Source organism: Pseudomonas sp. SJZ074, assembly GCF_007828215.1.
Taxonomy (GTDB): domain Bacteria; phylum Pseudomonadota; class Gammaproteobacteria; order Pseudomonadales; family Pseudomonadaceae; genus Aquipseudomonas.
The window spans coordinates 191,537-217,899 of sequence record NZ_VIUE01000003.1; the positions used below are offsets into that span (position 1 = coordinate 191,537).

The 26,363-nt window shown below is 59.9% G+C and carries 22 protein-coding genes, 1 pseudogene and 1 riboswitch; of the genes and pseudogenes, 7 read left to right on the forward strand and 16 right to left on the reverse strand.

Annotated features, from left to right (window positions below):
* Nucleotides 1-393 precede the first annotated feature (393 nt).
* The 3 genes from cpdA to FBX99_RS05420 form a co-directional block, all read right to left on the reverse strand.
* Nucleotides 394-1,209 (reverse strand): 3',5'-cyclic-AMP phosphodiesterase, encoded by an 816-nt coding sequence (cpdA, locus tag FBX99_RS05410; RefSeq protein ID WP_145130855.1) that lies wholly within the window; start codon nt 1,207-1,209, stop codon nt 394-396.
* Nucleotides 1,210-1,320: 111 nt separating this feature from the next.
* Nucleotides 1,321-1,773, reverse strand: a complete 453-nt coding sequence (locus FBX99_RS05415; protein ID WP_024781420.1) for a DUF1249 domain-containing protein — start codon at nt 1,771-1,773, stop codon at nt 1,321-1,323.
* On the reverse strand, nt 1,764-2,381 hold the full coding sequence (locus tag FBX99_RS05420) for an NUDIX domain-containing protein (RefSeq protein ID WP_144928139.1): 618 nt from the start codon (nt 2,379-2,381) through the stop codon (nt 1,764-1,766). The genes FBX99_RS05415 and FBX99_RS05420 overlap by 10 nt, the downstream gene beginning before the upstream one ends.
* Nucleotides 2,382-2,594: 213 nt before the next feature.
* Between FBX99_RS05420 and FBX99_RS05425 the strand changes: the two genes are divergently transcribed.
* A complete protein-coding gene (locus FBX99_RS05425; RefSeq protein WP_145130857.1) occupies nt 2,595-3,341 on the forward strand; it encodes a DUF3298 domain-containing protein in 747 nt (248 codons plus the stop codon).
* Here FBX99_RS05425 and cytX read toward each other — a convergent pair.
* Both cytX and thiC read right to left on the reverse strand, forming a co-directional pair.
* A complete protein-coding gene (cytX, locus tag FBX99_RS05430) occupies nt 3,310-4,602 on the reverse strand; it encodes a putative hydroxymethylpyrimidine transporter CytX (protein WP_145130859.1) in 1,293 nt (430 codons plus the stop codon). The genes FBX99_RS05425 and cytX overlap by 32 nt on opposite strands.
* A 171-nt stretch (nt 4,603-4,773) precedes the next feature.
* Nucleotides 4,774-6,663, reverse strand: a complete 1,890-nt coding sequence (gene thiC / locus FBX99_RS05435) for a phosphomethylpyrimidine synthase ThiC (protein WP_144928130.1) — start codon at nt 6,661-6,663, stop codon at nt 4,774-4,776.
* A 159-nt stretch (nt 6,664-6,822) separates the two neighbouring features.
* Nucleotides 6,823-6,928: riboswitch (TPP riboswitch) on the reverse strand.
* Between the two features lie 154 nt (nt 6,929-7,082).
* Between thiC and FBX99_RS05440 the strand changes: the two genes are divergently transcribed.
* Nucleotides 7,083-8,522 (forward strand): TolC family outer membrane protein, encoded by a 1,440-nt coding sequence (locus tag FBX99_RS05440; RefSeq protein ID WP_144928127.1) that lies wholly within the window; start codon nt 7,083-7,085, stop codon nt 8,520-8,522.
* Between the two features lie 219 nt (nt 8,523-8,741).
* Here the strand turns inward: FBX99_RS05440 and waaA are convergent, their stop codons facing one another.
* Both waaA and FBX99_RS05450 read right to left on the reverse strand, forming a co-directional pair.
* Nucleotides 8,742-10,016, reverse strand: a complete 1,275-nt coding sequence (waaA, locus tag FBX99_RS05445; RefSeq protein ID WP_145130861.1) for a lipid IV(A) 3-deoxy-D-manno-octulosonic acid transferase — start codon at nt 10,014-10,016, stop codon at nt 8,742-8,744.
* A 22-nt stretch (nt 10,017-10,038) separates the two neighbouring features.
* Nucleotides 10,039-10,929 carry a LysR family transcriptional regulator gene (locus FBX99_RS05450; RefSeq protein ID WP_144928120.1) on the reverse strand — a complete coding sequence of 297 codons (891 nt, stop codon included), beginning with the start codon at nt 10,927-10,929 and terminating at the stop codon, nt 10,039-10,041.
* A 103-nt stretch (nt 10,930-11,032) separates the two neighbouring features.
* Between FBX99_RS05450 and FBX99_RS05455 the strand changes: the two genes are divergently transcribed.
* From FBX99_RS05455 to FBX99_RS05470, 4 genes are all read left to right on the forward strand, one after another.
* On the forward strand, nt 11,033-11,365 hold the full coding sequence (locus FBX99_RS05455) for a multidrug efflux SMR transporter (protein WP_144928118.1): 333 nt from the start codon (nt 11,033-11,035) through the stop codon (nt 11,363-11,365).
* A gap of 120 nt (nt 11,366-11,485) precedes the next feature.
* Entirely contained in the window at nt 11,486-12,661 is a 1,176-nt protein-coding gene (locus FBX99_RS05460; protein ID WP_144928115.1) for an FAD-binding oxidoreductase, read from the forward strand.
* Entirely contained in the window at nt 12,658-13,470 is an 813-nt protein-coding gene (locus FBX99_RS05465; RefSeq protein ID WP_144928112.1) for an aldo/keto reductase, read from the forward strand. The genes FBX99_RS05460 and FBX99_RS05465 overlap by 4 nt, the downstream gene beginning before the upstream one ends.
* A 33-nt stretch (nt 13,471-13,503) precedes the next feature.
* Entirely contained in the window at nt 13,504-14,469 is a 966-nt protein-coding gene (locus FBX99_RS05470; RefSeq protein WP_144928109.1) for a metal ABC transporter ATPase, read from the forward strand.
* Nucleotides 14,470-14,471: 2 nt separating this feature from the next.
* On the opposite strand, the gene FBX99_RS05475 is transcribed toward FBX99_RS05470, so the two are convergent.
* From FBX99_RS05475 to msbA, 6 genes and pseudogenes are all read right to left on the reverse strand, one after another.
* Nucleotides 14,472-15,278, reverse strand: a complete 807-nt coding sequence (locus FBX99_RS05475; RefSeq protein ID WP_144928175.1) for a hypothetical protein — start codon at nt 15,276-15,278, stop codon at nt 14,472-14,474.
* A gap of 75 nt (nt 15,279-15,353) precedes the next feature.
* Nucleotides 15,354-16,055 (reverse strand): hypothetical protein, encoded by a 702-nt coding sequence (locus tag FBX99_RS05480; protein WP_144928106.1) that lies wholly within the window; start codon nt 16,053-16,055, stop codon nt 15,354-15,356.
* Between the two features lie 5 nt (nt 16,056-16,060).
* A complete protein-coding gene (locus FBX99_RS05485; protein ID WP_144928103.1) occupies nt 16,061-17,035 on the reverse strand; it encodes a glycosyltransferase in 975 nt (324 codons plus the stop codon).
* A gap of 100 nt (nt 17,036-17,135) precedes the next feature.
* Entirely contained in the window at nt 17,136-18,557 is a 1,422-nt protein-coding gene (hldE, locus tag FBX99_RS05490) for a bifunctional D-glycero-beta-D-manno-heptose-7-phosphate kinase/D-glycero-beta-D-manno-heptose 1-phosphate adenylyltransferase HldE (protein WP_144928100.1), read from the reverse strand.
* 144 nt (nt 18,558-18,701) lie between these two features.
* Nucleotides 18,702-19,259 (reverse strand): annotated as a pseudogene (gene cysC / locus FBX99_RS05500) (adenylyl-sulfate kinase); the annotation flags it as partial.
* A 276-nt stretch (nt 19,260-19,535) separates the two neighbouring features.
* Complete coding sequence (msbA, locus tag FBX99_RS05505) at nt 19,536-21,338, reverse strand: lipid A export permease/ATP-binding protein MsbA (RefSeq protein ID WP_144928091.1); 1,803 nt, start codon at nt 21,336-21,338, stop codon at nt 19,536-19,538.
* Between the two features lie 155 nt (nt 21,339-21,493).
* Between msbA and FBX99_RS05510 the strand changes: the two genes are divergently transcribed.
* Nucleotides 21,494-23,350 carry an O-antigen ligase family protein gene (locus FBX99_RS05510; RefSeq protein WP_144928173.1) on the forward strand — a complete coding sequence of 619 codons (1,857 nt, stop codon included), beginning with the start codon at nt 21,494-21,496 and terminating at the stop codon, nt 23,348-23,350.
* Nucleotides 23,351-23,414: 64 nt separating this feature from the next.
* Here FBX99_RS05510 and FBX99_RS05515 read toward each other — a convergent pair whose 3' ends face one another.
* From FBX99_RS05515 to FBX99_RS05525, 3 genes are read right to left on the reverse strand one after another with little or no spacing between them, the layout of a single operon-like run.
* Nucleotides 23,415-24,299 carry a glycosyltransferase gene (locus FBX99_RS05515; RefSeq protein ID WP_144928088.1) on the reverse strand — a complete coding sequence of 295 codons (885 nt, stop codon included), beginning with the start codon at nt 24,297-24,299 and terminating at the stop codon, nt 23,415-23,417.
* Entirely contained in the window at nt 24,296-25,450 is a 1,155-nt protein-coding gene (locus tag FBX99_RS05520; protein ID WP_144928085.1) for a glycosyltransferase, read from the reverse strand. The genes FBX99_RS05515 and FBX99_RS05520 overlap by 4 nt, the downstream gene beginning before the upstream one ends.
* Nucleotides 25,447-26,331: a DUF6625 family protein gene (locus FBX99_RS05525; RefSeq protein WP_144928171.1), complete on the reverse strand. Its 885-nt coding sequence runs from the start codon at nt 26,329-26,331 to the stop codon at nt 25,447-25,449. Before FBX99_RS05525 ends, FBX99_RS05520 begins: the two co-directional genes overlap by 4 nt.
* Nucleotides 26,332-26,363 lie beyond the last annotated feature (32 nt).

The following is a 26,363-nucleotide window of genomic DNA, read 5'->3' on the forward strand; positions in this document are numbered from 1 at the left end:
CTCGCCGTTGCTTTTGCTTTTGCTTTTGCTTTTGCTTTTGCTTTTGCTTTTGATCTTTGGGCCCCATTAACCACGACGGCCGAACGCAGGCATTGCGTAGTGGGCAACCCGGCATGGATGCCGGGTTAGCCGCGCTGGGCCATGGATGGCCCTTCGCGGCGGGCCCACGGAGCAATGCCGGAGTGAGGGTACACCTCGCCTTGGCGAGGTGCCGAGTGGTGGGGCCAAGCCTTTTTGGTTACTTTGGGCTGGGCCGGCATTCCGGCGTTTGCCAAAAGTAACCCGCTGTAAGAGCGGAACCGTAAGTGGCCGTTACCGCAGAAATGGATATGTACCGATAAATCCAGGCCGCCTTCGCGAGCAAGCCCGCTCCCACAGGTGAAACGGGAAAACTCAGTACCCCTCAGCCCCATAGTCAACCGCAAAAGCAAACCCAACCACCCGCTCAACCCCCGTCTCCAACCGCCCATCCGGCCAAAGCCGCAACCACCGATACCCCGGCGCCTGCTCCCCCACCGCAAAATCCTCACTCCCCGGCTCGAACTGAATGCACGTCGAAGGCGAAGCCAACAACCGCACCCCATTGCGCTGCTGATCCACCTCCTGATGCACATGCCCCCACAACACCGCCCGCACCTGGGGAAAGCGATCCAGCACCGCAAACAGCGCCTCCGGATTGCGCAACCCGATGGGCTCCATCCACACGCAGCCAATCGAAACAGGATGATGATGCAGACACACCAGATGATGCCGCTCCGGCGCCTCGCTCAAGGCATTGGCCAACAGGATCAACTGCTCCTGCGCGAGAAACCCCGGCACCGAGCCGGGCACCGCAGAATCCAGCAGCGTGATACGCCAATTCCCGATGTCCACCACCGGATCGAGCAGCATGCTCTTGACCGCCGCCTCGAGCATGACCTGCGGCTCGTCATGGTTACCCGGAATCCAACGCGCCGGCGCGTCGATCCGCGCGCTCATCTGCCGGAAAGCCTCATAGGATTGCAGCGTCCCGTCCTGGGATAAATCCCCGGTGGCAAGCATCAGGTCGATGTTCGGCTGTTGCTCCAGGACCAGGTCAATGACCGCCCGCAGGCTGTCGCGGGTGTTCATGCCCAGCAACGAAGCGTCGGCCTCGGCGAACAGGTGGCTGTCGGACAGTTGGACCAGCAACACCGGATCGGCGGTGGTCAGGGTGGATACGCTCGGCAAATCGCTCGCTCCCAGGCGCGATCACGCCATTGGATGAAGTCGCAATTATGCTGGGGATGATCAAAAGGGGAAACCCGCGAACCGGAACCGGTTCACAGACAGCGCACTGCACTAGCGAACCACTTCGAACTCGTGACCCAGCGCCAGGCAATGACTCAGCCATTCACCCAGGAACAGATTCAACTGGGCCTTTTCGTCCGGCTGGTGCATCGAGGCATTGGGGTAAGGATAGATGCCACGAAAGCGTCTTGCATGCTCGGCGCTCACCACTTCGGCCATGCGCGCATCGTGATAGACCTGAACCTCCAGTTGCGGCACCGGCAGCCAGGGCAGGCTGTGTTCCTGGCGCACTTGCAAGGTGGTGGTGTATGGGCAGGTCTGCAGCACTTCGAGCGCCAGCACGCCGAGCATCTGATCACCATGAGTCACGGCGATGCGCCGCGGCGCCGGGTCGTTGCGCATGTCCGGCAACAAGCGCATCAGGCGGGCGTAGTTGGCCTCGCAGGCGGCTTGCAGCCCGACCAGATCGACGCGATAGCGATCGCGCAGCTTGCTTAAGACCATAGCCCCCTCACTTCATCGCGATTCAAGGCCAGCCATTGCAAGGCAATGATGCTGGCCGCGTTGCAGATACGCCCGTCGCGCACCGCCTGCAAGGCATCCTCGAAAGCCCAGGCCTTCACGCGAATGTCTTCGGCTTCCTCTACAAGCCCGTGCAGGCCTCCGGCCCCCGTGCTGTCGCAACGCCCCAGGTAAAGATGGACAAACTCGTCGCTGCCGCCCGGCGATGGAAAATACTTGGTCATCGGCCAAAGCGCAGCGAAGTCCAGCCCAGCTTCCTCCTGCGCTTCACGATGAGCAACTTCTTCCGGTTGTTCGTCCTTGTCGATCAGGCCCGCCACCAGCTCCACCAGCCAAGGATTGGGACTCTTGCCCATGGCGCCGACACGAAACTGTTCGATCAGCACCACCTCATCGCGCTGCGGGTCGTAGGGCAAAACGCACACTGCATCATGGCGCACGAACAATTCGCGACTGATGACACGGCTCATACCGCCAGCGAACAACTCATGGCGCAGTTGGACGCGATCGAGCTTGTAGAAACCCTGATAGCAGCTGTCGCGTTTGACAATGTCCACGGTGGTCGGTGTGGCGTTGGCGAAATCAGTCATGGCAGTCCTCGTCTGGAGCAATCGATGCGAGGTTCCTACCTCGGCTTCGCGCCATCCTAACGCGCCGATACCTTTTGATGCAGCCCCTTTCCTCTCATCGGGATGGACGGCTGAACATGAAAGAATTCTAATGAGCTTAGTGGCGAACTGATTGCCCTGCTGACAGTCGAAGCGGGTAACTTTTTGCCTTTCCCTGTTTCATGAAGGACGCCCATGTCGCTTTTCAGAATCGCTTCGCTGGCCGCCATTGCCCTGACACTGGGTGCTTGCCAAAGCCTGTTCCAACCCAACTACCGCACGCCACTGGAAACCACCCGCGATGCCTCGGAACAATTGCAACCAGGCTGCGCCAGTGCCGACTGCCCATTGGTGAACATCGACACCGTGCACTTTCCTGCCGAACCGGCCCTGGACGGGATCGTCGAAAAACGCCTGCTGCAAATGACCCGCACCACACCCGACACCCCGGCGGCGCCTACCCTGGCAGCCTACCGCGAGCAGTTCTTGCGCAGCGCGCCACCGCGCACCAGCAGCTACTTGCAGGCCAAGGTACGTGAACAACATGACGGCCTGGTGATCGTCGAGTTGTCCAGTTACCTGGACACCGGCGGCGCCCATGGCACACCGGGGCGCGGTTTCATCAATTATTCGCGCCAGCAACACAAGGTACTGGCGCTGTCGGACATGCTGCTGCCGGGCCAGGAAGAAGCCTTCTGGAAAGCGGCCCAGGTGGCGCATAACAGCTGGCTGATCAGCACCAAGCTGGATCAGGAGCCGGAGTTCCTGAAGCAGTGGCACTTCCAGAAAACCCAGAACGTGGCGCTGACCTACGGCGGGGTGATCCTCAAGTACGAAACCAGCACTATTGCGCCTTACGCTCTGGGCCACATCGAACTGAAGATCGCTTACCCGCGCCTCAATGGCATTCTCAAGCCCGAGCTGTTTCCCGGCCGTAGTTGAAAGCCCGACCCAGCAACAGCTGCAGCAGCCCTGCCAGGACCAGCGACGGCAGGGTTGCGCCAACATCCGGGTAGAAATTGGCCAACACGTGATAAGTGCTCACTCCACCCAGCCAGGCCAGCAGTGCCGGCCAGCGCAACGCGGCTGACACCACCTGGCTGCCGCGTTTACGCAGGATGAAATGGTCCACCAGCACCACGCCGAACAGCGGCGCGAACACCGAGCCGATCAGCAACAGGAAGTTCTGGTACTGCGCCAACGGCGCGAAGCAGGCGATCAGGGTGCAGATGACGCCAATCGCCAACGCCAGGTGCTCGACCTTCAACCCTGACAACATGCCGCTGGACACCGCCGCCGAGTGGATATCGGCAAACGCGTTTTCCGACTCGTCCAGCAGAATCAGCAGCAGTGGAATGCCCAATCCAGCGCCCGCCAGGGCCAGCAACAGCGCGTTGACTTCGCCGCTCGGTGCGAACGCCAGGGTGTAGGCGACGCCCAGGCTCATCAGCCAGAAATTACCGATGAAGAATCCCAGCGCCGTGCCACCGAAGACATTCCTGGCGCGTTTGCCGAAGCGTGAGTAGTCGGCGATCAGCGGTAGCCAGGACAACGGCATGGCAATCGCGATATCGAAGCCCACGGCCAAGGGCATCGAGCCGTCGCCGGCCTGAGCCCACAGTGCCGTCAGGTCGGCCTTGGCGAACAGGTTCCAGGTCAGCCAGGTGCACGCCGCCAGCAGCAGCCAGATGCCCCACTTGCGCAGCACTTTACGCACGAAGGTCAGCGGCCCGCTCACCGCGAGCAAGGTGGCCAGGGCACCGAAGAACAAGGTCCACAGCAGCGGGTTCGCCCCGAGACTGCCTTCGCTGAAGGCCCGGGCGCCCAGCAGGCTGGCGGCGTCGCGCATGACGATGATTTCGAACGAGCCCCAGCCGATCAACTGCAGCAGGTTCAACACCGCCGGTACGCTTGCGCCCTTGCTGCCCAGGCTGAGCTTGAGGGCAGCCATGGCCGACAGGCCGGTATCGCTGCCGATCACCCCGACGGCCGCCAACAGCAGGACGCCCACCAGCGTGCCGAGGAAGATCGCCAGCAACGAACCGCTCAGGCCCAGGCCCGGCGCCAGCAAGGCACCGACCTGCAAGACCATCAGGCCGATGCCGAGGGAAAACCACAGAGAGAAGAGATCGCGGGCGCCGAAGACGCGTTTGTCCAGGGGCACGGCGATGTCTGGGGAGTAGGTGCTGGGTTGGATGTTCAAGGGTTGTTATCTCAGAGGAGTATTTGTTGTTCTGATAATCGCCTTCGCGAGCAAGCCCGCTCCCACAGTGGACCTGCTGTGAACACAAAAGCTGCGTACACCAATGATCTACTGTGGGAGCGGGCTTGCTCGCGAAGGCGGCGGTGAAGTCACCGCCACCTTAGGCTCACATCACACTTTCTTGTAAAGCTGACTGCCTTCCTGCTTGAACCGCTCAGCCTGTTCCGCCATCCCTTGGGCGACGTCCACATCCACCGCCTCAATGCGCTGGTTGGCCGCGTATTCGCGCACTTCCTGGGTAATCTTCATCGAGCAGAACTTCGGCCCGCACATCGAGCAGAAATGCGCCACCTTGGCCGAGTCCTTCGGCAGGGTTTCGTCGTGGTACGCGCGAGCGGTGTCCGGGTCCAGGCCGAGGTTGAACTGGTCTTCCCAGCGGAACTCGAAACGCGCCTTGCTCAGGGCGTTGTCGCGGATCTGCGCGCCCGGGTGACCTTTGGCAAGGTCGGCCGCGTGGGCGGCGATCTTGTAGGTGATGATCCCGGTTTTCACGTCATCCTTGTTCGGCAACCCCAGGTGTTCTTTCGGGGTCACGTAGCAGAGCATGGCGCAGCCGAACCAGCCGATCATCGCCGCGCCGATGCCGGAGGTGATGTGGTCGTAGCCCGGCGCGATGTCGGTGGTCAGCGGGCCGAGGGTGTAGAACGGCGCCTCGTCGCAGCACTCCAGCTGCTTGTCCATGTTCTCCTTGATCAACTGCATCGGCACGTGACCCGGGCCTTCGATCATGCACTGTACGTCGTGCTTCCAGGCGATCTTGGTCAGCTCGCCGAGGGTTTCCAGCTCGCCGAACTGCGCTTCGTCGTTGGCGTCGGCAATCGAGCCCGGACGCAGGCCATCGCCCAGCGAGAAGCTGACGTCGTAGGCCTTCATGATTTCGCAGATGTCTTCGAAGTGGGTGTAGAGGAAGTTTTCCTTGTGGTGCGCCAGGCACCACTTGGCCATGATCGAACCGCCACGACTGACGATGCCGGTGACGCGCTTGGCGGTCATCGGCACATAGCGCAGCAGCACGCCGGCGTGGATGGTGAAGTAGTCGACGCCCTGCTCGGCCTGTTCGATCAGCGTGTCACGGAACAGCTCCCAGGTGAGGTCTTCGGCCACGCCGCCGACTTTCTCCAGGGCCTGGTAGATTGGCACGGTGCCGATAGGCACTGGCGAATTGCGGATGATCCACTCGCGGGTTTCGTGGATGTGCTTGCCGGTGGACAGGTCCATCACCGTGTCCGAGCCCCAGCGAATGCCCCAGGTCAGCTTCGCCACTTCTTCTTCGATGGACGAACCCAGGGCGCTGTTACCGATGTTGCCGTTGATCTTCACCAGGAAGTTACGGCCGATGATCATCGGTTCCAGTTCGGTGTGGTTGATGTTGGCCGGGATGATCGCGCGGCCACGGGCGATTTCCTCACGGACGAATTCCGGGGTGATGACCTTCGGGATGCTGGCGCCGAAGCTGTGGCCGGCGTGTTGCTGGTCCAACAGGCCGGCGGCGCGGGCCACTTCCAGCTTCATGTTCTCGCGGATGGCGACATATTCCATCTCGGCGGTGATGATGCCTTTGCGCGCGTAGTGCATCTGGCTGACGTTGGCGCCCGGCTTGGCGCGACGCGGGTTGTTCACGTGGGCGAAGCGCAGCTTGGTCAGCTCCGGGTCAACCAGGCGCTCCTGGCCGAAGTTGGAGCTCAGGCCGGCCAGGCGCTCGGTGTCGCCACGGGCCTCGATCCACGGCGAACGCACGTCGGCCAAGCCCTTGCGCACGTCGATGATCACGTTCGGGTCGGTGTAGGGCCCCGAGGTGTCGTAGACCGTCACCGGCGCGTTGATTTCACCGCCAAAGTCGGTGGGGGTCACGTCGAGGCTGATCTCGCGCATGGGCACGCGAATATCCGGGCGGCTGCCCTGGATATAGATTTTTTGCGAGCGGGTAAAAGGCTGAACCGATTGCTGATCGACCTGGGCCGAATCACTGAGGTTGGTCGCGTTTTTTGATTTTGTCGTCATCACGGGCTCTCCAGACACACATCCAGGCAGTGGATTTTTGTCGGAGCGAACCTGTAACGAATGGACGCATCCCATCACGGTTGTGTGGATGCTGTGCTTGATGCAAGACGGTTCGATTGTCGAACAACATCCCGGACGAAGCACAAGAGGACTCGCCGGGTGACGAGAAATCTTGTTCCCTACGCAGGCGCTAACCTGATCAGGTTCAACGGGATCCGAAATTATTCGATCTCAGCCTCATAGCAAGGCACCCCGACAAGAACCCGGCCAGTCTAGACACAACCACGAGAGAACGCCATCGCCGCAGCAAAAGGCGTGATGAATGGCGCATATACAGGATTGTTGCCGTGCGCATGCGCAACTACACTCGCTACGCCGCGCCTCTTGTGCGCTACTCATCGTAAAATAGGGATCGCCTCATGCTGCGCAAACTCTCACTGGCCCTCGCCGTGTCTTGTGCGTCCAATGGAATGGCCTGGGCTGCCGAAGCGCCCCTCACCACCAAGACCGATCTGGTAAGCGTGTATCAGGAGGCAGTGGACAACAACGCCGATCTCGCCGCCGCCCGTGCCCAATATGGCGCCCAGAAGGAAGTGGTACCTCAGGCGCGCGCCGGGTTGCTGCCCAACCTGTCGGCCGGTGCCGACCTGAACAACACCCGGACCCAGCTCGACGAGCCGTCAATGAACGCTACTCGCAGCGCCACGGTATACCAGGCCACGCTGTCGCAGCCGATTTTCCGGGCCGACCGCTGGTTCCAACTACAGGCGGCAAAGTCCGTCAACGAACAAGCGTCGCTGCAACTGTCGGCCACCGAGCAGAACATGATCCTGCAAAGCGCCGAGAGTTATTTCAACGTGCTGCGCAGCCAGGACAACCTGGCCTCGACCAAGGCTGAAGAAGCGGCCTTCAAGCGTCAGCTCGACCAGTCCAACGAACGCTTCGACGTCGGCCTGTCGGACAAGACCGACGTGCTGCAATCCCAGGCCAGCTACGACACTGCCCGCGCCAACCGGATTCTGGCCCAGCGCCAGGTCGAGGATGCGTTCGAAGCACTGATCACCCTGACCAACCGCCAGTACAACTCGATCCAAGGCATCGTCCACACGCTGCCGATCCTGCCGCCGGTGCCGAATGACGCCAAGGCCTGGGTCGACACCGCAGCCAGGCAGAACCTCAACCTGCTGGCCAGCAACTACGCCGTCGACGCCGCCGAAGACACCCTGCGTCAACGCAAGGCCGGTCATGCGCCCACGCTCGACGCGATAGCCCAGTACAAAAAAGGCGACAACGATGGCTTCGGCTTTACCAACCCGAGCCTGACCGGCCAGCGTTACGGTGGCGATGCCGAGCAGCGCACCATCGGCCTGCAGTTGAGTATTCCGATCTACAGCGGCGGGCTGACCAGCTCCCAGGTGCGCGAGTCCTACTCGCAACTCACCCAGACCGAACAGCAGCGCGAAGGCCTGCGCCGGCAGGTGGTGGAAAACACTCGCAACCTGCACCGCGCGGTGAACACCGACGTGGAACAGGTCCAGGCCCGGCGCCAGTCGATCATTTCCAACCAGAGTGCGGTAGAGGCCACAGAGATCGGTTACCAGGTGGGCACGCGCAACATCGTCGATGTGCTGGATGCCCAGCGCCAGCTGTACACCTCGGTGCGCAACTACAACAACGCCCGCTACGACTACATCCTCGACAACCTGCGCCTCAAGCAGGCCGCCGGCACCCTCAGCCCGGCCGACTTGCAGGACCTGTCGCGCTACCTCAAGCCTGACTACAACCCCGACCGGGACTTCCTGCCGCCGGACCTGGCGCAGGCTGCCGCGGAGCAGTTGCGTTCGCGGCCGAATCAGTAAAACGGCAGTTGAATTTTGTGGCGAGGGGATTTAGCGAAACGTCGCACCGCCCCGCTGGGCTGCGCAGCAGCCCCAAAGCCTGACGGCGCGGTGTGTCAGATGGTTTAGATGGGGGATGCTTCGCACCCAACGGGGCGGTGCGACGTTTCGCTAAACCGCCACAGGTAGATCTCCGGCCATCGATAATCGCCACAACAGCGTTCGTCAGATACAGGCTGATCAGCCGATCAACCGCCCCAACCCATCCAACAACCGCTGCAACGCCCCCTGGTTGCGGCGCATCACCGCAAGCCCTGCCTCAGCCATGCGCTGTGCATCCCGAGGCAGTTCGAACAGGCGCTGTATCGCCCAGGCCAGACTCTGGGCATCTTCGACTTCCTGCAACGCCCCGGCACTGCGCAGTTGCGCGGCGATTTCGAGGAAGTTGAACAGGTGCGGCCCGCTGAGCACCGGTTTCGACAGCGCCGCCGGTTCCAGCAGATTGTGGCCGCCGTTGGGCACCAGGCTGCCGCCCACGAAAGCGCTATCGGCCAGCGCGTAGAGGAACAGCAGCTCGCCCATGGTGTCGCCCAGCAACACCGAAGTTTGCGCGGTAACGGGCTGCGCGCTGGAACGCCTGACCGTGGCAAAGCCTTCGCTTTCACACAACCGGTGCACCGTGTCGAAACGCTCGGGATGACGCGGCACCAGGATCAGCAACGCATCGGGGTAACTGTCGAGTAGCCGACGGTGCGCGGCCAGCACCACCTCGTCTTCGCCCTCATGGGTGCTCGCAGCGATCCAGACCGGGCGATCCGTCGCCTGCCATTGGCTACGCAGGGCACTGGCGCGTTCGAGCAGTTGCGGGTCGATGGTCAGGTCGTACTTGATGGAACCGGTAACCTCGACGGTCTCGGCCCGAGCGCCCAACTGGCGGAAACGTTCGGTCTCGGCTTCGGTCTGGACGGCAAACAGGCTCATCTCGGCCAGCATCGGCCGGGTGAGTTTGGGGAAGCGGGCATAGCCCCGGGCCGAACGCTCCGACAAACGCGCATTCGCCAAGGCCACCGGAATACCGCGCTTGGCGCATTGATGGATGTGGTTGGGCCACAGCTCGGTTTCCATGATCACGGCCAGCGTCGGTCGAACCCGATCAAGAAAACGCCTGGCAGCGCACGGCAGGTCGTAAGGCAAATAACAATGCTGAATGCGCGGCTCATTGGCGAATAACGCCTGGATCCGCTCCGAGCCCGTGGGCGTCATGCAGGTTACCGTGATCGGCAACTGTGGATAGCGCTGCAACAGGGCGCGAATCATCGGCGCGGCGGCGATGCTTTCGCCCACCGATACCGAATGGACCCATATGCCTCCCTGGGCCATGACCGGCAACCCCCAGGAAAACCGCTCGCCGATGCGCCGGGCATACGCCGGCGCCTTGCGTGCGCGCAACCACAGTCGAATCGCTACCAATGGCAGCCCCAGGTAAAACAATGCGCTATAGAGAGTTCTGTTCATGGCGGCGGAGTTTATCGGTTTTTCAGCCGATCGCCTGCAACTGCACGGCAAAACGTTCCGCCAGCCAGCGCGCGGCCGGGCCAAGGGGTTCGTCACGGCGCCAGACCAGCTCTACCACGAGCGCCGGTGGGGTCCATTCACTGTTGAGTTCGACCATATCGCCCAGGTACGCCGGATACTGCACTACGTGCCTCGGCAGCCAGGCCCAGCCCAGGCCACTTCTCAGCCATTCGGCCAGGACATAGAAACTGTCGGCGCGCCAGACCTGCGGGCTGGCCTGCTCGCTGCCGGGGTAGACGCTGGACTGGGTCGCCATCAACAACTGCCGGTGCCGGGCCATTTCCCGGCAGGACACATAGTCGTGGCTGGCCAGTGGATGCCCCTTGCTGCACACCGTAACCATCTCGACGCTGCCCAACACTCGGCGCTCCAGTGCTTCAGGGATCTGGTCGTGGTAGAACAACAAGCCCAGGTCAGCGCGACGCTCCACCAGTTTGCGCGCCACATCGCCCTGGGCGGCACTGGCCAGTTGCACCTCAAGGGTGGGGAATTGCTCGGCCAACGCCGCCAGGCTGTCGATAACCGGTTGATAGGGCATGGCCTCGTCCTGGGCCAGGCGCAGCGACGCTTCCTGACCGCGCATCAAGGCCAGGGCCCGGCCATTGAGGCGCTCACATTGGCGCAACACCTCCCGCGCTTCCTCCAGCAATGCCTCGCCAGCATCGGTGAGCTGCGGTTGGCGGCCGCTGCTGCGCTCGAACAGGCTCACGCCCAAATCGGTTTCCAGCAATGCAATCGCACTGCTGACGGCCGATTGGGCCTTGCGCTGATCCCGGGCCACCGCGGAAAAAGAACGCTTTTCGGCGACCCCCACGAACAGGCGCAATTGCTCAAGGTTCCATTCAACGTTCATGCCCCAACCTATCTCTTTAACAGATAGGTAATGACTTTACCGCATCTAGCCACGCACTAGAATGGCGACATCGAAAGACGCACCAGCCAATGAGGTTTCGCCCATGAACGCTTACTACTACCTCGCTATTGCCATCTGCGCCGAAGTGATCGCTACCGTTTCGATGAAAGCAGTAAAAGGCCTGAGCACACCCCTGCCCCTGATGCTGGTGATCGCAGGCTATGGCATCGCTTTCTGGCTGTTGACCCTGGTGGTACGCACCGTCCCGGTGGGCGTGGCGTATGCGGTCTGGGCCGGGATGGGAATCGTCATGGTCAGCGTCGCGGCGCTGTTCATCTACGGGCAGAAGCTGGACGTGCCGGCGATGCTGGGGATGGCGTTGATTGTGCTGGGGGTGGTGGTGATCCAGCTGTTCTCCAAGACGGCAGGGCACTGAAGCTGCAAGCTGCAAGCTGCAAGCTGCAAGCTGCAAGCTGCAAGCCAGGAACAGCCTCTCGCTTGTAACTTGAAGCTTGAAGCTTGAAACTTGCAGCTTCATTTCCTCCGAGGTCGCTGCATGCCATCCGTTATTTCCACCGACGTGCTGATTGTCGGCGCCGGAGTCGCCGGCCTCTGGCTGAATGCGCGCCTGCGTCGCCAGGGCTATTCGACCGTGCTGGTGGAAAGTGCCAGCCTCGGCGGTGGGCAGAGCGTCAAGTCCCAGGGCATCATCCATGGCGGTGCCAAATATGCGCTGCATGGTGCCCTGACCGGTGCCTCGGAAGCCATTGCCGACATGCCGCGCCGTTGGCGCGAAGCGCTCGCTGGCAACGGTGAGCTGGACCTGTCCGGTGTGCGCCTGCTGTCCGAAGCCCATTACCTGTGGTCTCCCGGCACCCTGGCCGGCAATCTCACCAGTTTTTTCGCCAGCAAGGCCGTGCGCGGACGGGTCGATCAGGTCAAGGGCGACCAACTGCCACCGGCCCTGCAGGACAAGCGTTTCAAAGGCAAGGTCTATCGCCTGGCCGAACTGGTGGTGGATGTCCCCAGCCTGATCGCACGCCTGGCGGAACTGGCCGGCGACAGCCTGCTCGCCGGCCAGCACATCGAGCCGCTGCGCGAAGCCGGCGAACTGGTGGGCCTGAAGGTTGATGGTCGCGAGATCCGCGCCCAGCGCATTGTCCTCAGTGCCGGGGCCGGCACCGCCGAGCTACTCGCAACCCTGGGCCTGGACCAGCCGGCGATGCAGCGCCGTCCGCTGCACATGGTGCTGGTCAAGGGACCGAGTCTCAAGCCGCTATATGCCCATTGCCTGGGAGGCGGGCCGAAACCGCGTATCACCGTCACCACTCACCCGGCCGCCGATGGTCAATGGGTCTGGTACCTGGGCGGCGACATTGCCGAAGCCGAGGGCGTAGCCCGCGAACCCGCCGCGCAGATCGCCGCCGCGCAAAAGGAACTCGGGCAGTTGCTGCCCTGGGTCGACCTGACCACCGCGCAATGGGCCACCCTGCGGGTCGATCGCGCCGAACCGCTGCAATCGGGCCTGAGCCGTCCGGACAACGCTTTCCTTGCCGAGCAGAACCGCCTCCTGGTGGGCTGGCCGACCAAGCTGGCCCTGGCCCCGGACTATTCCGACCGGGTGATTGCCGCATTGCAACAAGGCGGTATCACGCCCAGCCATCCGGCCCCTTTGCCGGACCTGCCGAAACCGCCCATGGGCGTACCCGCCTGGGAGCAACTGCTGCCATGAGCCAACCGACCCTGCACGATTTCTATCGTCCCCTGGGCAACCTCGGCCCGAAGGTTTCGCCCCTGGGCCTGGGCACCGTCAAGCTCGGGCGCGACCAGGGGGTCAAGTACCCCAACGGTTTCCGGATTCCCGATGACGACGAAGCGCGCATGCTGCTCAAGCTGGCCCGTGACCTGGGTATCAACCTCATCGACACCGCGCCGGCCTATGGCCGTAGCGAGGAACGCCTCGGCCCGCTGTTGCGCGGTCAACGCGGGGACTGGGTGATTGTCAGCAAGGTAGGCGAAGAATTCAGCGACGGGCAGTCGCGCCACGATTTCAGTGCCGCCCACACTCGCCTCTCGGTGGAGCGCAGCCTCAAGCGCCTGGAGACCGACTATATCGACCTGGTACTGGTGCACTCCGACGGCAATGACCTGGCGATACTCAACGACAGCGAGGTCTACCCGACCCTGGCGGCGCTCAAGCGCGAAGGCAAGATCGGTGGCTTCGGCTTCTCCGGCAAGACCGTCGAGGGTGGCCTGAAGGCCCTCGAACAGGGCGACTGCGCCATGGTTACCTACAATCTGAACGAACGAAGCGAAACCGCTGTCATTGACTACGCTACCGAGCACGGCAAAGCCATCCTGGTGAAGAAAGCCCTTGCCAGCGGTCACGCCTGCCTGAGTCCCGGGGTTGATCCGGTCCAGGCCAGCTTCGAACTGTTGTTTGAGCACCCGGGGATCGCCAGTGCTATTGTCGGCACCATCAATCCGCTGCACCTCGCCCATAACGTCGCGACCGTAGCCAAGGTCCTACGTAAAAACTGACGCCGCTTCACGCGTTTTTTAGCAGGAGCCGATATGCCGCGCACGCTCATCAGGAAGAACCCAAGCAACTTCAAGACCCTGCCGCTGTTCGTCGAAGCAACGCCCGAAGGCCTGACTTACCAGAGCGTCGGGATGCCGCTGAACTTTGCCCAGACCTTGCAGCGCCGCCGCCCCGTGACGGTGGCCGATGCCGAACGTTTTTCGCTGGAGCTGGCGAACCTGGGGGTCTCGGTGCGCCTGACCCTGCAGTGGCAAAACCGCGACTATTGGGTGTTGGTGCGCCAGCGTCGGCAGGATCGCGGCGACGTAGTGCTCAAGCTGATTTCCGGTTACGTCCCGGCCCATGAACTGAACCTGCCATTACTTACCGCAATCAGTGAAATTGCCGAAGAATGCCTGCTGGAAACCCCTGAAGGCTGGCTCGGCGGACGATTCAACGACACCTGGCTGCCAGCGCCCTATGCCACAGCCTTGCACTATCGCGAGGCATTGCCATTTCGGCTGACACCGCTGTCCGGCTCGGCCCGTCCGGTGCGCAGCGCCAACCTGCAGTTGATTGAGCGGCCACGGGCCTACGTGCATCTGCCGACGGCGTCGCTGCAGTTGATCTACGATTTGCGCCTGGAAGTGCCCAAGGAAGCCAAGTCCCTGAGCCTGTTTCACGTCGATGAGCGCCTGGAGGGCGACCAGTTGGTGGCGCGCCTGGACCGCAAGCGTCCCGATCTCTACCTGATGCCGCTGCACGAGGGCCAACCGACTGGAGAACTGTATACGCTCAAACGTGACCAGCTCGTCCCGGCCAGCACACGCGGCCTGCACTTGGCAGAAAGCTTTGCTACCCAGGAGGGATGGGTGGTTCGCGAAGAGCGCATTCGCTGGAAGGATTGGATCGCGAACCAAGGACTTGCAACAACCTCCCCTCGCCGACCAAGCCTGACCAAGCTCCGCACAAAAGCCATGGGCCTGATGCGCATGGTCCGCGGTACGCTACAAAAATGACATCAAGTCAGACGCCGCTTATCAATGTAAGTGCGACATTGAGCAAACAAATGAAAAAAACGATTCTCACGTTTCCCCATCCCGCGCTTGGATGAAAACGATTCCTCGGCAAAGGCGCCATTGATTCGCACCCGTGAAGCGGTAGTAGGCAGCGTACATACCCTGACTCGAGCCTGCTGTAACGCATATTTGAGCAACCGCTCGGAATGCAGTTTTCTACCTGTCGCCTTGCAGAAGTCAAAAATGCGCTCGATACGCTTGCCATAGGCCACGTAGGCATCACGCCCACAGATCGCAAAACGATCGTTCAACCCGCCCCACCATTGCCAATCCGGGATGTAGGCATTCGATCGGCGCTCGTTGGCATGCCCGAACACGTAAGTTGGAAGTACAGTGTGGTAGAAATTATCGGGACGTACGAACACGACAAAATCCGGATCGAACGGTTCGATCATTTCCGTCACGTTGTACAAGGAGTTGAGCTGATAAATCAGATTCCTGAGCGAAGCGTACTCGTCTGCCCAGGTGTCGCCCAAGGCCTTGACCCGTTCGAAGTCCCAACGCTCCAGAACGCCCTCGGTGGAATGGAGCTGGCCGGTCATCGTGCTGAACGGCGCGTAATTGTCGGTACTCAGCTTACCCCGCTCGCCAGAACGCGAGTTATGCACTTCATCGATTTTGTACAGGTGGTAGAAGCACTGCACTTCGCTTCCCGCGGGGATCTGCCCCAGGACGTTCTCCCGGATGGAGGGAAAGCAAATCTCCGAGTTTCTCGGGATACCAAAAAATGCTACCGCAACTTTCAACACGCGTTCTGCCCTGTCGTAAGAATAGAACTTGCCCAATAGTGCCCCAATGGGCCTTGCAACCTGACCCGATGCTACTCAACGGCGACGAAACCAACCTTGCCACCAACGCCTGTGCTGCAACGGCACGACGGCCACATCGGCTTCGAGGAGCCATTGCCGCTCATATTCCCAGGCATGCCCGCTCCAGAACTTTCCCGCTTCGTTGGAAAACCCCAGGGTCATCAATCGGTAGGTATAGCCCGAATGCCCACGAAGCCAATCGAACACCACCAACGCATTGAAACCGGTAGACGGACCGACATAGCGCTTACCGTCCACCCTGTCGACGGGGTAGTTCCACAAAGGTGGCAGCGGAATGCGCTCCTGATAAAACGCGACGCCTGGCAGTGGAGACATGGCTCCGGTGCACCCCACCAGCATCGTGAAGCAACGCGCTCCGGGTAGCTCGAACAATCGCTGCACCTGGAGTTTGTAGGGCAAGCCGAAAAAATACGCGTCAGGCGCATTGAAGCCGTGTACGAATACATTGACGCTCTGCGGAGTGAGAAACGCCGCCTTCATGCAAGTGTTGAATGACACGACCACATCATCGCTGCCGATATCGAGCGCCCGGAAGTCGGCTTCGGTGATTGCCGGATTATTCGCTACTAGCACCACCCGAGAAGCTTTGGCCAGGCAATCCTTCAATGCCTGGGGCAACGCCCCCAAAACCGATTGATGGCCGCCCGGCAATTCGTCGAGCGACATTTCGTCACGCGTGCGAACGGTTTGATCCATGGTCTCTACCCCGGTACGTTCATGCCGTAACGCAACTTGACCCACCAGCGGACAAGCGCCGAAGGTGATTGCCAAGTCCGCATTTCACGCTGAATCTCGGCCGCCAAGGTCTGCCCTACCCGGGCAAAAGAATATTGGCTTTCGGCAAAGGCCTGGCCGTTATGGGCAATTCGCGTCGCCAGTTCTAGATCCCGCTGCAGCAGTTCCAGCTTTTGCACCGCCTCTTCCTCTGAACGGTAGAAAACGACATTCTCCATGTCCCTGAAGCCGAGTAATTCATCCTCCTCGCCTTGGCTCCAGGCCAATAACACGCAACCGCACGCCATGGCTTCGAAGTTCTTGATCATGAACTCCCCCATGCCCAGGTCAGCACTGACGAATATCTTGATTCGATTAAGCGTTTCCAGATACTCGCTACCTGAATTCGTTCGAGCTACCAGCATCCCGGTCCGCCGGGCCAGGGACTCAAGCAGTGCCTTGCGTTGAGCGTATTCGGTACTCTTGAGACTGCCGAGGAAACCAATGGGAATGTCACGCTCCTTGCCGGTATTACGCAACATCCGCTCGTCATAACCCTTGGAAACGAACACGGCATCGATGTCCTCGGCTTGCATCCGACGAGCCAGCAAAGCCCCCGACACCAGGGCTCGGCAACTCGGCAGGCGGCGGTACAGACGCGAGTAAACGCCCTTGTATTTACTCTCGTTCATGTAGTTCTGATAAGCGTCGTGCTCAAGGAAGATCAACCCGGGCACGCACTTCAATACCTTCAGTTGCCGAACCAAGCGCTTTACCCGGAAAAAAATCACAACCCGGTCGAAGTTCTCGTGATTGACCGAGGCCAGGAATCGGCCAAGGTTCATCTGCTGCTGCTTATTCAGGCGATAGATGATGCAGTCGTCGCAGTTCTCTTGCACGACTTCATAGAGGCGATCAAGGATCACTCGCTGTTCATCCATCACCAGCAGCATGACTTTCATAAATTAATCAACCAGAGGGCGAAAAAGCCTGAATTCATGGGAAGATCCATCATCCCAAACAAAGTTGTTCTGCCGGAGCTTATCGGCGTGTAGCAGTCCGTCAACGATTACGGATCTTTTCGACAATTGCCGTCGTCGAACTGTTCTCCACAAGGCCCAACACCTTCACGGTGCCGCCATAGGCCGCGACGATATCGGCGCCCACGACCTGGTCAATTCCATAATCACCGCCCTTGACCAGCACATCCGGCTTGACCTGGCGCAACAGATTCTCCGGCGTGCCTTCACTGAAGCTGATCACCCAATCCACCGCGCCAAGACCGGCCAGGACCGCCATGCGCCGATCAACGCTGTTGATCGGGCGCCCCGGACCTTTGAGACGGCTCACCGAAGCATCGTCATTGACCGCGACGATCAGGCGATCACCCTGGGCACGAGCCTGCTCCAGGTACGTCACGTGGCCCGCGTGCAGGATGTCGAAACAGCCATTGGTGAAAACGATTCTTTCGTTGTGGGCACGGGCGTCATCGACGGCCAGCAGCAATTGCTCCAGCCCTAGCACGCCGCGCTCGGAGCCTTCCTCGCGCTGGATGGCGCGACGCAGTTCCGGGGCACTGATGGCCGCCGTACCGAGCTTGCCGACGACGATGCCCGCCGCCAGGTTCGCCAGAGCCACCGCATGGGGCAGGTCCTCACCGGCGGCAATCGCCGCGGCCAGGGTGGAAATCACGGTATCGCCGGCACCCGTCACGTCGAACACTTCACGGGCGCGGGCCGGCAAATGCAACGCCGGGTGACCGGGACGCAGCAACGTCATGCCATGCTCGCCACGGGTCACCAGCAAGGCACCGAGGTCGAGGTCGTGCATCAACTGGGCGCCTTTGCTCACCAGCTCATGTTCGTCGACGCACCCACCAACGATGGTTTCGAACTCGCTGAGGTTCGGCGTGATCAGGCTCGCACCCCGGTAAATGGAAAAATCCTTGCCCTTAGGGTCGGCCACTACCGGAATACCACGGGCACGGGCGGCCTGGATCAGCGACTGGTTGTTTTTCAACGCGCCCTTGCCGTAGTCAGACAGCACCAGGACCTTGACACCCTCAAGCAATTGATCGACCTCGGTGCCAAGGGCCAGGGGATCGGTGGCGAAAGGCTCTTCGAAGTCGATGCGCAACAGTTGCTGGTGACGACTCATGACCCGCAGCTTGACGATGGTCGGCTGATGCGCGATGCGCTGGAAGATCGCCCGCACCCCGGCCCCCTTGAGGCTGTTGCTAAGGGTGTCGGCGGCCTCATCGTCGCCGGTCACGCCCACCAGGGAGGCCGGTGCGCCAAGGGCAGCAATGTTCAACGCGACGTTGGCGGCGCCGCCAGGGCGATCCTCGATGTGCTCGACCTTGACCACCGGCACCGGCGCCTCAGGAGAGATCCGCGAGGTACCGCCATGCCAATAGCGGTCGAGCATGACATCGCCAACGACCAGTACAGGGGCTTGATCGAATCGCGGCATGGACAACTTCATGGAGCATCCCACATACAAAATGAACAGGGGCGCGATATTAGCACAGGGTTTGCAAAGGCTCGTTCATAGCTGTTTGCCACCATCTTCGACGGCAAACTATTCCCTCCTTATGCTCATGGCGACACGATGCCCGCCCCCCCCCTATCAGCTTTCCAGCAATGCCAATAACCGCTTGCAGGCTTCAGCCAGCTCGACCTCGCAAGTATTGATCTGACCGTCCGGCGCAAGGGGCGCTTCGTAGGGGCTGTCAAGACCGGTGAAATTCTTGATCCGGCCCGCGCGTGCTTCCCGGTACAATCCTTTGGGGTCGCGTTGGGCGCAGGCTTCAAAAGGGGTGCTTACATAAATTTCGAGAAAAGCCCCCTTGGCAAATAATTGCCGCGCAGCCTCTCGGTCAGCTCGAAACGGGGAGATTACCGCCACGATGACGATCAGACCGGCATCGACCATCAACCGTGCGACCTCGCCGATACGACGGATATTTTCCTTGCGCGACTCGGCGTCCATACCCAGATCTCGACACAATCCTTGGCGCAGGTTGTCGCCATCGAGCAGGGCCGTGTGCAGCCCCCGCTGATTGAGCTGCACTTCCAGGGCATTGGCCAGCGTCGACTTGCCCGCCCCCGACAAACCGGTCAGCCAGATGCAACGTGGACGCTGGGCCTTGATAGCCGCTCGGTCCTGGGGCGTGACCACTGGCGCACCGGGTTGAATCTGAGCCTGGTGCTGCGACACCGTTGAGGTTTCATTCATAACCGAGCATCTCGTAGCCACATTGGTACACCCACCGCACCCGTCGACGGGCTCCGCACCGGCATGCTTCCATACCGACACCAAAATTCGCATCAAGCAAGATTGCAACCCTCCCTGATTCTCGCCCTCTGGTCATCAAGATGCAGAGGCTCCTCACAGGCGACTCGTGCGTTGCAAATACCTGTGGAGGCCGAACGCTCCCGGCCCCACAGGCTCTGCCGCAACTCAGGCAATATCCTGCTCCGGAGCGTCCAGCCCCATGGCGTTCAGGCGCGCGTAATAACCGTTCTGGGCCAGAAGCTCACTGTGGGTACCGCGCTCTACGATGCACCCCTGGTCCATGACCAGGATCAGATCGGCTTTTTCGATGGTCGATAAGCGGTGGGCAATAACCAGGGTCGTACGGCCTTGCATCACCTGATCCAGCGCGGCCTGGATATGCCGTTCTGACTCGGTATCCAGCGCCGAGGTTGCCTCGTCGAGAATCAACAAGGGCGCGTTTTTCAACAGGGCCCTGGCAATGGCCAGGCGCTGGCGCTGGCCGCCCGACAACAGCACCCCGTTCTCACCGACCTGGGTGTCCAGACCCTGGGGCAATTGCTTGATGAAGTCCATGGCATAGGCGTCCTGGGCCGCCTTCTCGACATCAGCTCTCGGCGCACCGGCCAGATCGCCATAAGCGATGTTATTGGCTACCGTGTCACTGAACAACGTCACGTGCTGAGTCACTTGCGCGATATGACGGCGTAGATTCAAAAGCTTGTACTGCTCGATTTCGACACCATCGAGCAAAATCTCGCCGTCATCATGATGATAAAAACGGGGGATCAGATTTGCCAGGGTGGACTTCCCGCTACCCGACCGACCGACAAGGGCAACCATCTGGCCAGGTTCGACCGAAAAGCTGATGTCGTTCAGCACCTGCCTTTCAGTATCCGGATAGGTGAAACTCAGGTGACGGACGTCCAACCGTCCACTGACAACGTCACGCTCGATCGTACCCGTGTCTACTTCCGGTTTCACATCCAACTGCTCGAAGATACTTTCTGCCCCGGCCACTCCTTTCTGGATGGTGGAGCTGACTTCGGACAACTGGCGGATAGGCTTGGGCAACAGGCCGGCCAACGTAATATAGGCCACCATGTCACCCGCCGAAGCATCACCACGCAGGAACAGGACAAGGAACATCAATACGGCCATCGCGGTGTAGATCACCAACTGCAACAACGGTGTGTAAATGGCCCCGGTACGTGTCATCCGCAACTGCTTGTCGGTATTCCCCAGGCTGGCGTCAAGGAAGCGCTTCTGTTCATAGACTTCGCCGCCAAAACTGCGTACCACGCGATAACTCTGGATGGTCTCGGAGGCGACATGGGTCACATCCCCCATTGCAGCCTGGATTTTTTTGCTTTGCTTGCGAAATTTCTTGCTTGCCGTGCGGACCATAAGCGCGATAAGTGGCAAGATTGCCACCATTACCAGGGTCAGGCGCCAATTCATGAACAACAGGGAGGCGAACAGGAAGACCACGGTCATGCCTTCTCGAATAACGACCTTGATCGCATCCGTCGCCGCCCCCGTCACCATGGTTACGTTAAAGGTGATACGGGAAATCAGGTGACCTGAGTTATGTTTGTCGAAATAGCGGTTGGGCAGGGTCAGGAGATTATTGAACAACTGCACCCGCAGATCGTGGACCAACCCCAGCGAAACCTTGGCCAGGAAATAATTGCCCAGATACGACCCCAATCCTTGCCAGGCGGCAATGACAATGATCAGCAACGGCACGGCTTGCAATAACTGCAGGTCGCGCAGGTAAGGCACCGTCGGAAACAGTACCGCGTTCGGATTGGATAGCCCGTCGACGAAATACTTGAGGATATAGCCAAGCATGGGCTGGGTAGACGCGAAAATCAGGAACCCGACGATACTCAACCCGAACAAGCCGATATAGGGCTTCACGTAGCTCAGCAGGCGGAAATAGATTTTCAAGCTCGAAGGGCTTGCTGGAAGACTGGAGTCGGCCATATCACGCGAATATCGATAAAAAGGTCGATGACTTTAACACAGCTTCCTCGGTGTTCTGGCAAACCTGTAAGGCTGTTATTGTTACGCCGCTCCAAAAAGCTGAAAAGCCATTCCCCAGGGAATGGTCCACCAACACCAGGAACGAATTCCCAAGCATGCTATCCAGGCCCTCCGTCACACCCAACAGGGTTTTTGACTTCATTTGTCAGTGGATTCTTCCGCTCGGCTTCTTGCTGCTGCTGTGTGGCTTGTTCTTCCTGCCAGGGCGCAGCCAGCACCATAAACTGTTTTACGCTCTGCTCAGCGTACCCACCTTGATCGCCCTGTGCCTGAGGCCGAGCGTGCTGAAGGAACTGATCCGCGAGCCGATTTTCATTGCTTTCGCACTGTTCGCCGGCTGGGCCCTGATCAGCGTCTCGTGGGTGCCCGAAGTCGAAAACTTCTCGCGCCAGGTCAAAATCGTTCTGCACACCTCGCTCTTGTTTGCCGGGGGCTATCTGCTGGTACGCTATCGCAGCGACCTTCTTCACCCATTGCTCTTCGGCGCCGCGGGCGTCGCCCTGCTCGCCTCGCTGTATAACTTGTTCATGTTTGCCCAGGCATACCAGCCGGAAATGCGCCTGATCGGCGCAGGGGCCTTCGATAATCCGTTGCTCAGCTCTCATCTGTTTGGATTCTTCTGTGTCTACTGGCTGAGCCTGAGCATGCTCTGGAAGAATCGCCAGATCCTCTGGTTGACGATACCCGCCGGTCTGGTCATGTTCGCGGCCGTCGTCGCCACCGGTTCAAGAACCCCGTTGGTGGCCTTGGTCGCCGCCGCCATCTGGGTTGGCATCCTGTGCTGGAACCGCCGCTCGATAGTCCTGTTCGGACTACTGATCGGTGGTGGAGTCGCTGTAGGCATCTTGTTCAGCGGGATGATACTTGCCCGTGGGAATTCATACCGCTTCGAGATCTGGCAGATCGTCCTGCAAGAAATTGCCCAACGTCCCTGGCTCGGGCACGGTTATGGTGCCGACCTCAGCGTTGATCCGGGCATAGGTTTCATGTTGGCGGAACCTCATAGCTTTGCCCTCGGCGTGTTGTACTACGTGGGAATCATCGGCTTTCTCCCGTGGCTGTTTTTCCAGCTCTGGGGATTGCTCAGTAGCTGGCGTTATCGTGTTCAACCCTTCCTGGTCATGGCTTCCACATGGTTGATATATGGCATAGGAGCGGGCCTGACGGAAGGCGGCGGCATCCTTTCCAGACCCAAGGAGCACTGGTTCCTGCTATGGATTCCACTGGCTCTGATCGCCGCCTTGAGCATCAACTATCGAGCCAGGCGCCTTCTGAATCTGCCCGTGGAGAAATTGTCCCCACAAGCCTTGGAAACCATCTCATCGCAGGCCCAGGTCATCGAGTCGGACGGGCTCGGCCCAAAAGTCCTGCGCTTGTCCGGGGGGGACTTCCTCAAGCTGTTTCGAGCACGTCGCTGGTACACCTCAGGGGGCTTCAACCCATATTCCGAACGCTTCGCCGTCAACGGCCAACAACTGCAAAACCTGGGCATCCAGAGCCCGACGATACTCGCCCTGTACTATCTGGAGGATGGCAGCAGCGCGGTGCGCTATGCGCCCTTGCCAGGGATAACCTTGCGTCAGGCACTGCAAGACGCGGCTACAGATGCGCAACGCCACTCCCTGGTGCTGGGCTTTGGCAAGTTCATGGCGCAGCTACATGAGCGAGGCGTTTACTTCCGCTCCTTGCACCTGGGCAATGTGCTGGTTCTGGAAAACGGCGAATTCGGTCTGATCGATATAGCCGACCTGTACGTTTATCCGTCGTCCCTCAGGCTCGCACTTCGCCAGCGCAACCTGCGCCACATGCAACGCTACCCGGAAGATCACAAATGGCTTTTCGAGCAACACCTTGAAGCACTGCTTGATGGCTATGCCACGATTGCCTCGAAACCGGCAGTCGATGACCTGCAAAAACGCATTCTATCGCAGAGTAATCCAGCCCGGGCATGATGACCGACCTGCCGGGACCGTCGTTCAGCGTTGAAGCGGCGGTCCCGGTGTCCCTGGACGCGGCTCAGTGTTTTTCCAGCGGACAGAAAAACATGCGTCCCAGGCCTCGCCAGGTTTTTTTGTTCCATGCCTTGAAGGGAATCTGCGCAAGGAGTTCACGAGCGAACTGATGGTCACGGTTGGACGTTTTCAGGAACATGGAATTGAGAAATTTGTAACGCACCTGTTCGTAGAGCGGATGATCAGCGAACAAGGCGTAGGTACGCAGAATGCTATCGGTCATGAACCGATGATTCTTGTAGGAGTTGGTTGCGTGCTTGCGATAGCGCGCCATCAATACGCTCAGGCCATCAATGTAATACCCGGCCCGGGTCACCTTCAGCTCGATCAACAGATCTTCCAGGCGAATCTCCGGATCGAACCCTCCAACTTTCTCCAGCGCCTCGCGACGTATCATCAGCGTCGGTGCTGGCGGATAAGGTTTGCGCTCCATGAACATATCTTCGAAATCGAGCCGTCGAAAAGGTACGTCACGGTTCTGGCGGCTCTCGGGGTACAGGTTCCCTTCGGCATCGATCAGCTCGATATTGCCCGCACAAATGCCGACTTCAGGCTTGCCATCCATGTAGGCCACTTGAGTGGCGATCCGCTCGGGCAGCATGATGTCGTCGGAACCAAATGGCACAATCAGACTGCCGGTGGCACGGGCAATCGCTCCATTAAGCGTATTGGTCAATCCCTGGTTCTGCTGGACCCGGAAGTCGAAGCCATGGGCCGCCTGCAGACGCTGGATACGTTCAACGCTGTCATCGGTGGAGCCGTCATCGATGACCATCAATTCGATGTTCGGATAGGTCTGCCCCAGCACACTGAGAATGCATTCTTCAATGTAGCGACCATGGTTGTAGGACGCGATGATCACGGTGACGACAGGTTGCGCGGCACTCATGGCTGCTCCTTACAGGTTTCATTCAGGCCGGTCTCGATCAACTCAAGGTATTGCCGACGGAACACTTCAATATCGTGCTGCTCGACAAGATAGCGATAAGCTCGCTCGCCACAGGCCTGGAGTTCGGCATCCGACAGCCCCAGATAGGAATCGAGCGCGGTTATCAGGCTCGGCACATCGCCAGGCTTTACCGCCAAGCCTCCGGCACCTTGAATCAATGGCAACATTGCAGGCACATCCGAAGCGATCACCGGTAGATGTCCGCTCATTCCCTCCAGCAGCGCCAGGCCCAGGCCCTCGGCCAGGGAGGGCATGGTCCAGATATCGAAGGCCCTGACATATTGCAGGGCGTTTTCCTTGAAACCGAGCAGATGGGCGCGATCGGCCAGGCCCAATTGCTTTATCTGCGCGGCCAGACGGGACTCTTCACGCCCGGCACCGATGATTGCCAGCTGCGCCTCGGGGTATTTGTCCTTGAGTGCAGCAAAAGCCTGCAGCAAGTAGGTATGTCCCTTGACCGGCACCAATCGCCCCAAGGCGCCAACCAGTCTCACCGATGGGCCGATACCCAGCATCTCGCGAGCGCGCTCGCGCGAATGCTGCAAGGCTTCCGCCTGCTGGATATCGATGGCATTGGTGATGGCGCAAGTGTTGGACTCGGTGAACCCACAATGACAATCCAGGAGATACTGCTTGACGGCCGGCGATACGCCGACGAACCGCCAATGCCGGTCCACCTGTCGCTGTGTCTGGCGGCGGCGATAGAAGCGATCATACTCTCCGAACCCGTGGGCAATGCCGATACACAACGGGATTTTCAACCATCGATTGAGCAGCAACATCATGTTGACGGGCTTGAAGCGGTTGCACACCACGACATCGAATTTTTCCGCGCGGCAGAATTGGTACAACCGCCACATCGCACGAAGGCGTACTCCCTTGAGCGACCTGTCCGAAAACTCGAAGTAAACCGATCGATCAGCCCGACTGACCGCCTCGCCAGGCCCTGGGCGACCGCGCAGAAAAGCCGCCGTTACCTCGTAGCGCTCACGCGGCAAGGCCTTGACGATCTGCTCAGCCAGATCGGCGAAATCATGCTGCTTGACGTTGTAGTCCGGCTGCAGCTGCAGCACTTTCAAACGCGGGCTCATAGTGCTCCTTGATGGAAACCTGTCGCGTCGATCATCCAGGCAGACTCTGTCGCCAGACTTCGTACCCAAACAGGATCTGGCTCGGCCAATGCCGACCATTCGTTACGCTTCCAGCAGACGAAATGAAAATAGGGGAACGCACGGTCCTCATCCCGATCATTGGTCAGGCGACCATTGCGCCAGAACCAACGAAGGGGAAAATCCTCAGTGCCGTCGTGCCATTTTATGCACCCGCCCGGCGTGCTGAAGGCCTCGGTGAACTCACTGCGTCGACGCCACGGATTGAACTTGCCAACCAAGGAAAACAGCGGTTCGGGAAAGTTTTTTCTCCACATGAAAATACGGCTGAATGCCCCTTCGTCCAAGGCATGATGTTGATCATCCATAAAGCGATGTCGCCAATTCTTAATCAGCTTGAACGCTTCCCGCATGCTCGCAACGTTGCGTATCAGGCACAGATGCCCCGCAACGCGGCGCTCATGGGTTGAAAACAAGTCATGGGCAGCCAGGCGCTCGGCAGTAAAGTATTGCCGAAGATCACCGTACACCAGGTCGATGTCACCAAAGCCCCAGAAATCGTAACCTTCGAGGCGATCCACATGGATATGGCCAAGGGCAGGCTTGATATCACACAGCTTATAGGCCTGCGTTGGCCTGAACTCGATATGTAGCCGCTCGGAAACCAACTGACAGTACGCCTCGAATGTGATGATCTCGACAGTCACATTCGAAGGGAGATCCTGCGGCACGCCACAATCACTGAATAACAGCCAGTCAATATCGGGGTTACGCCGGCAACTTTCCAGAAATAAAGGCATCCAGAAAGGCCAACGCCCGAAATACGGAATGATAAAAAGAATACTCGGGCAAGAATTGATCACAACAAGCTCACATTCATCGGGCGAGGACACTG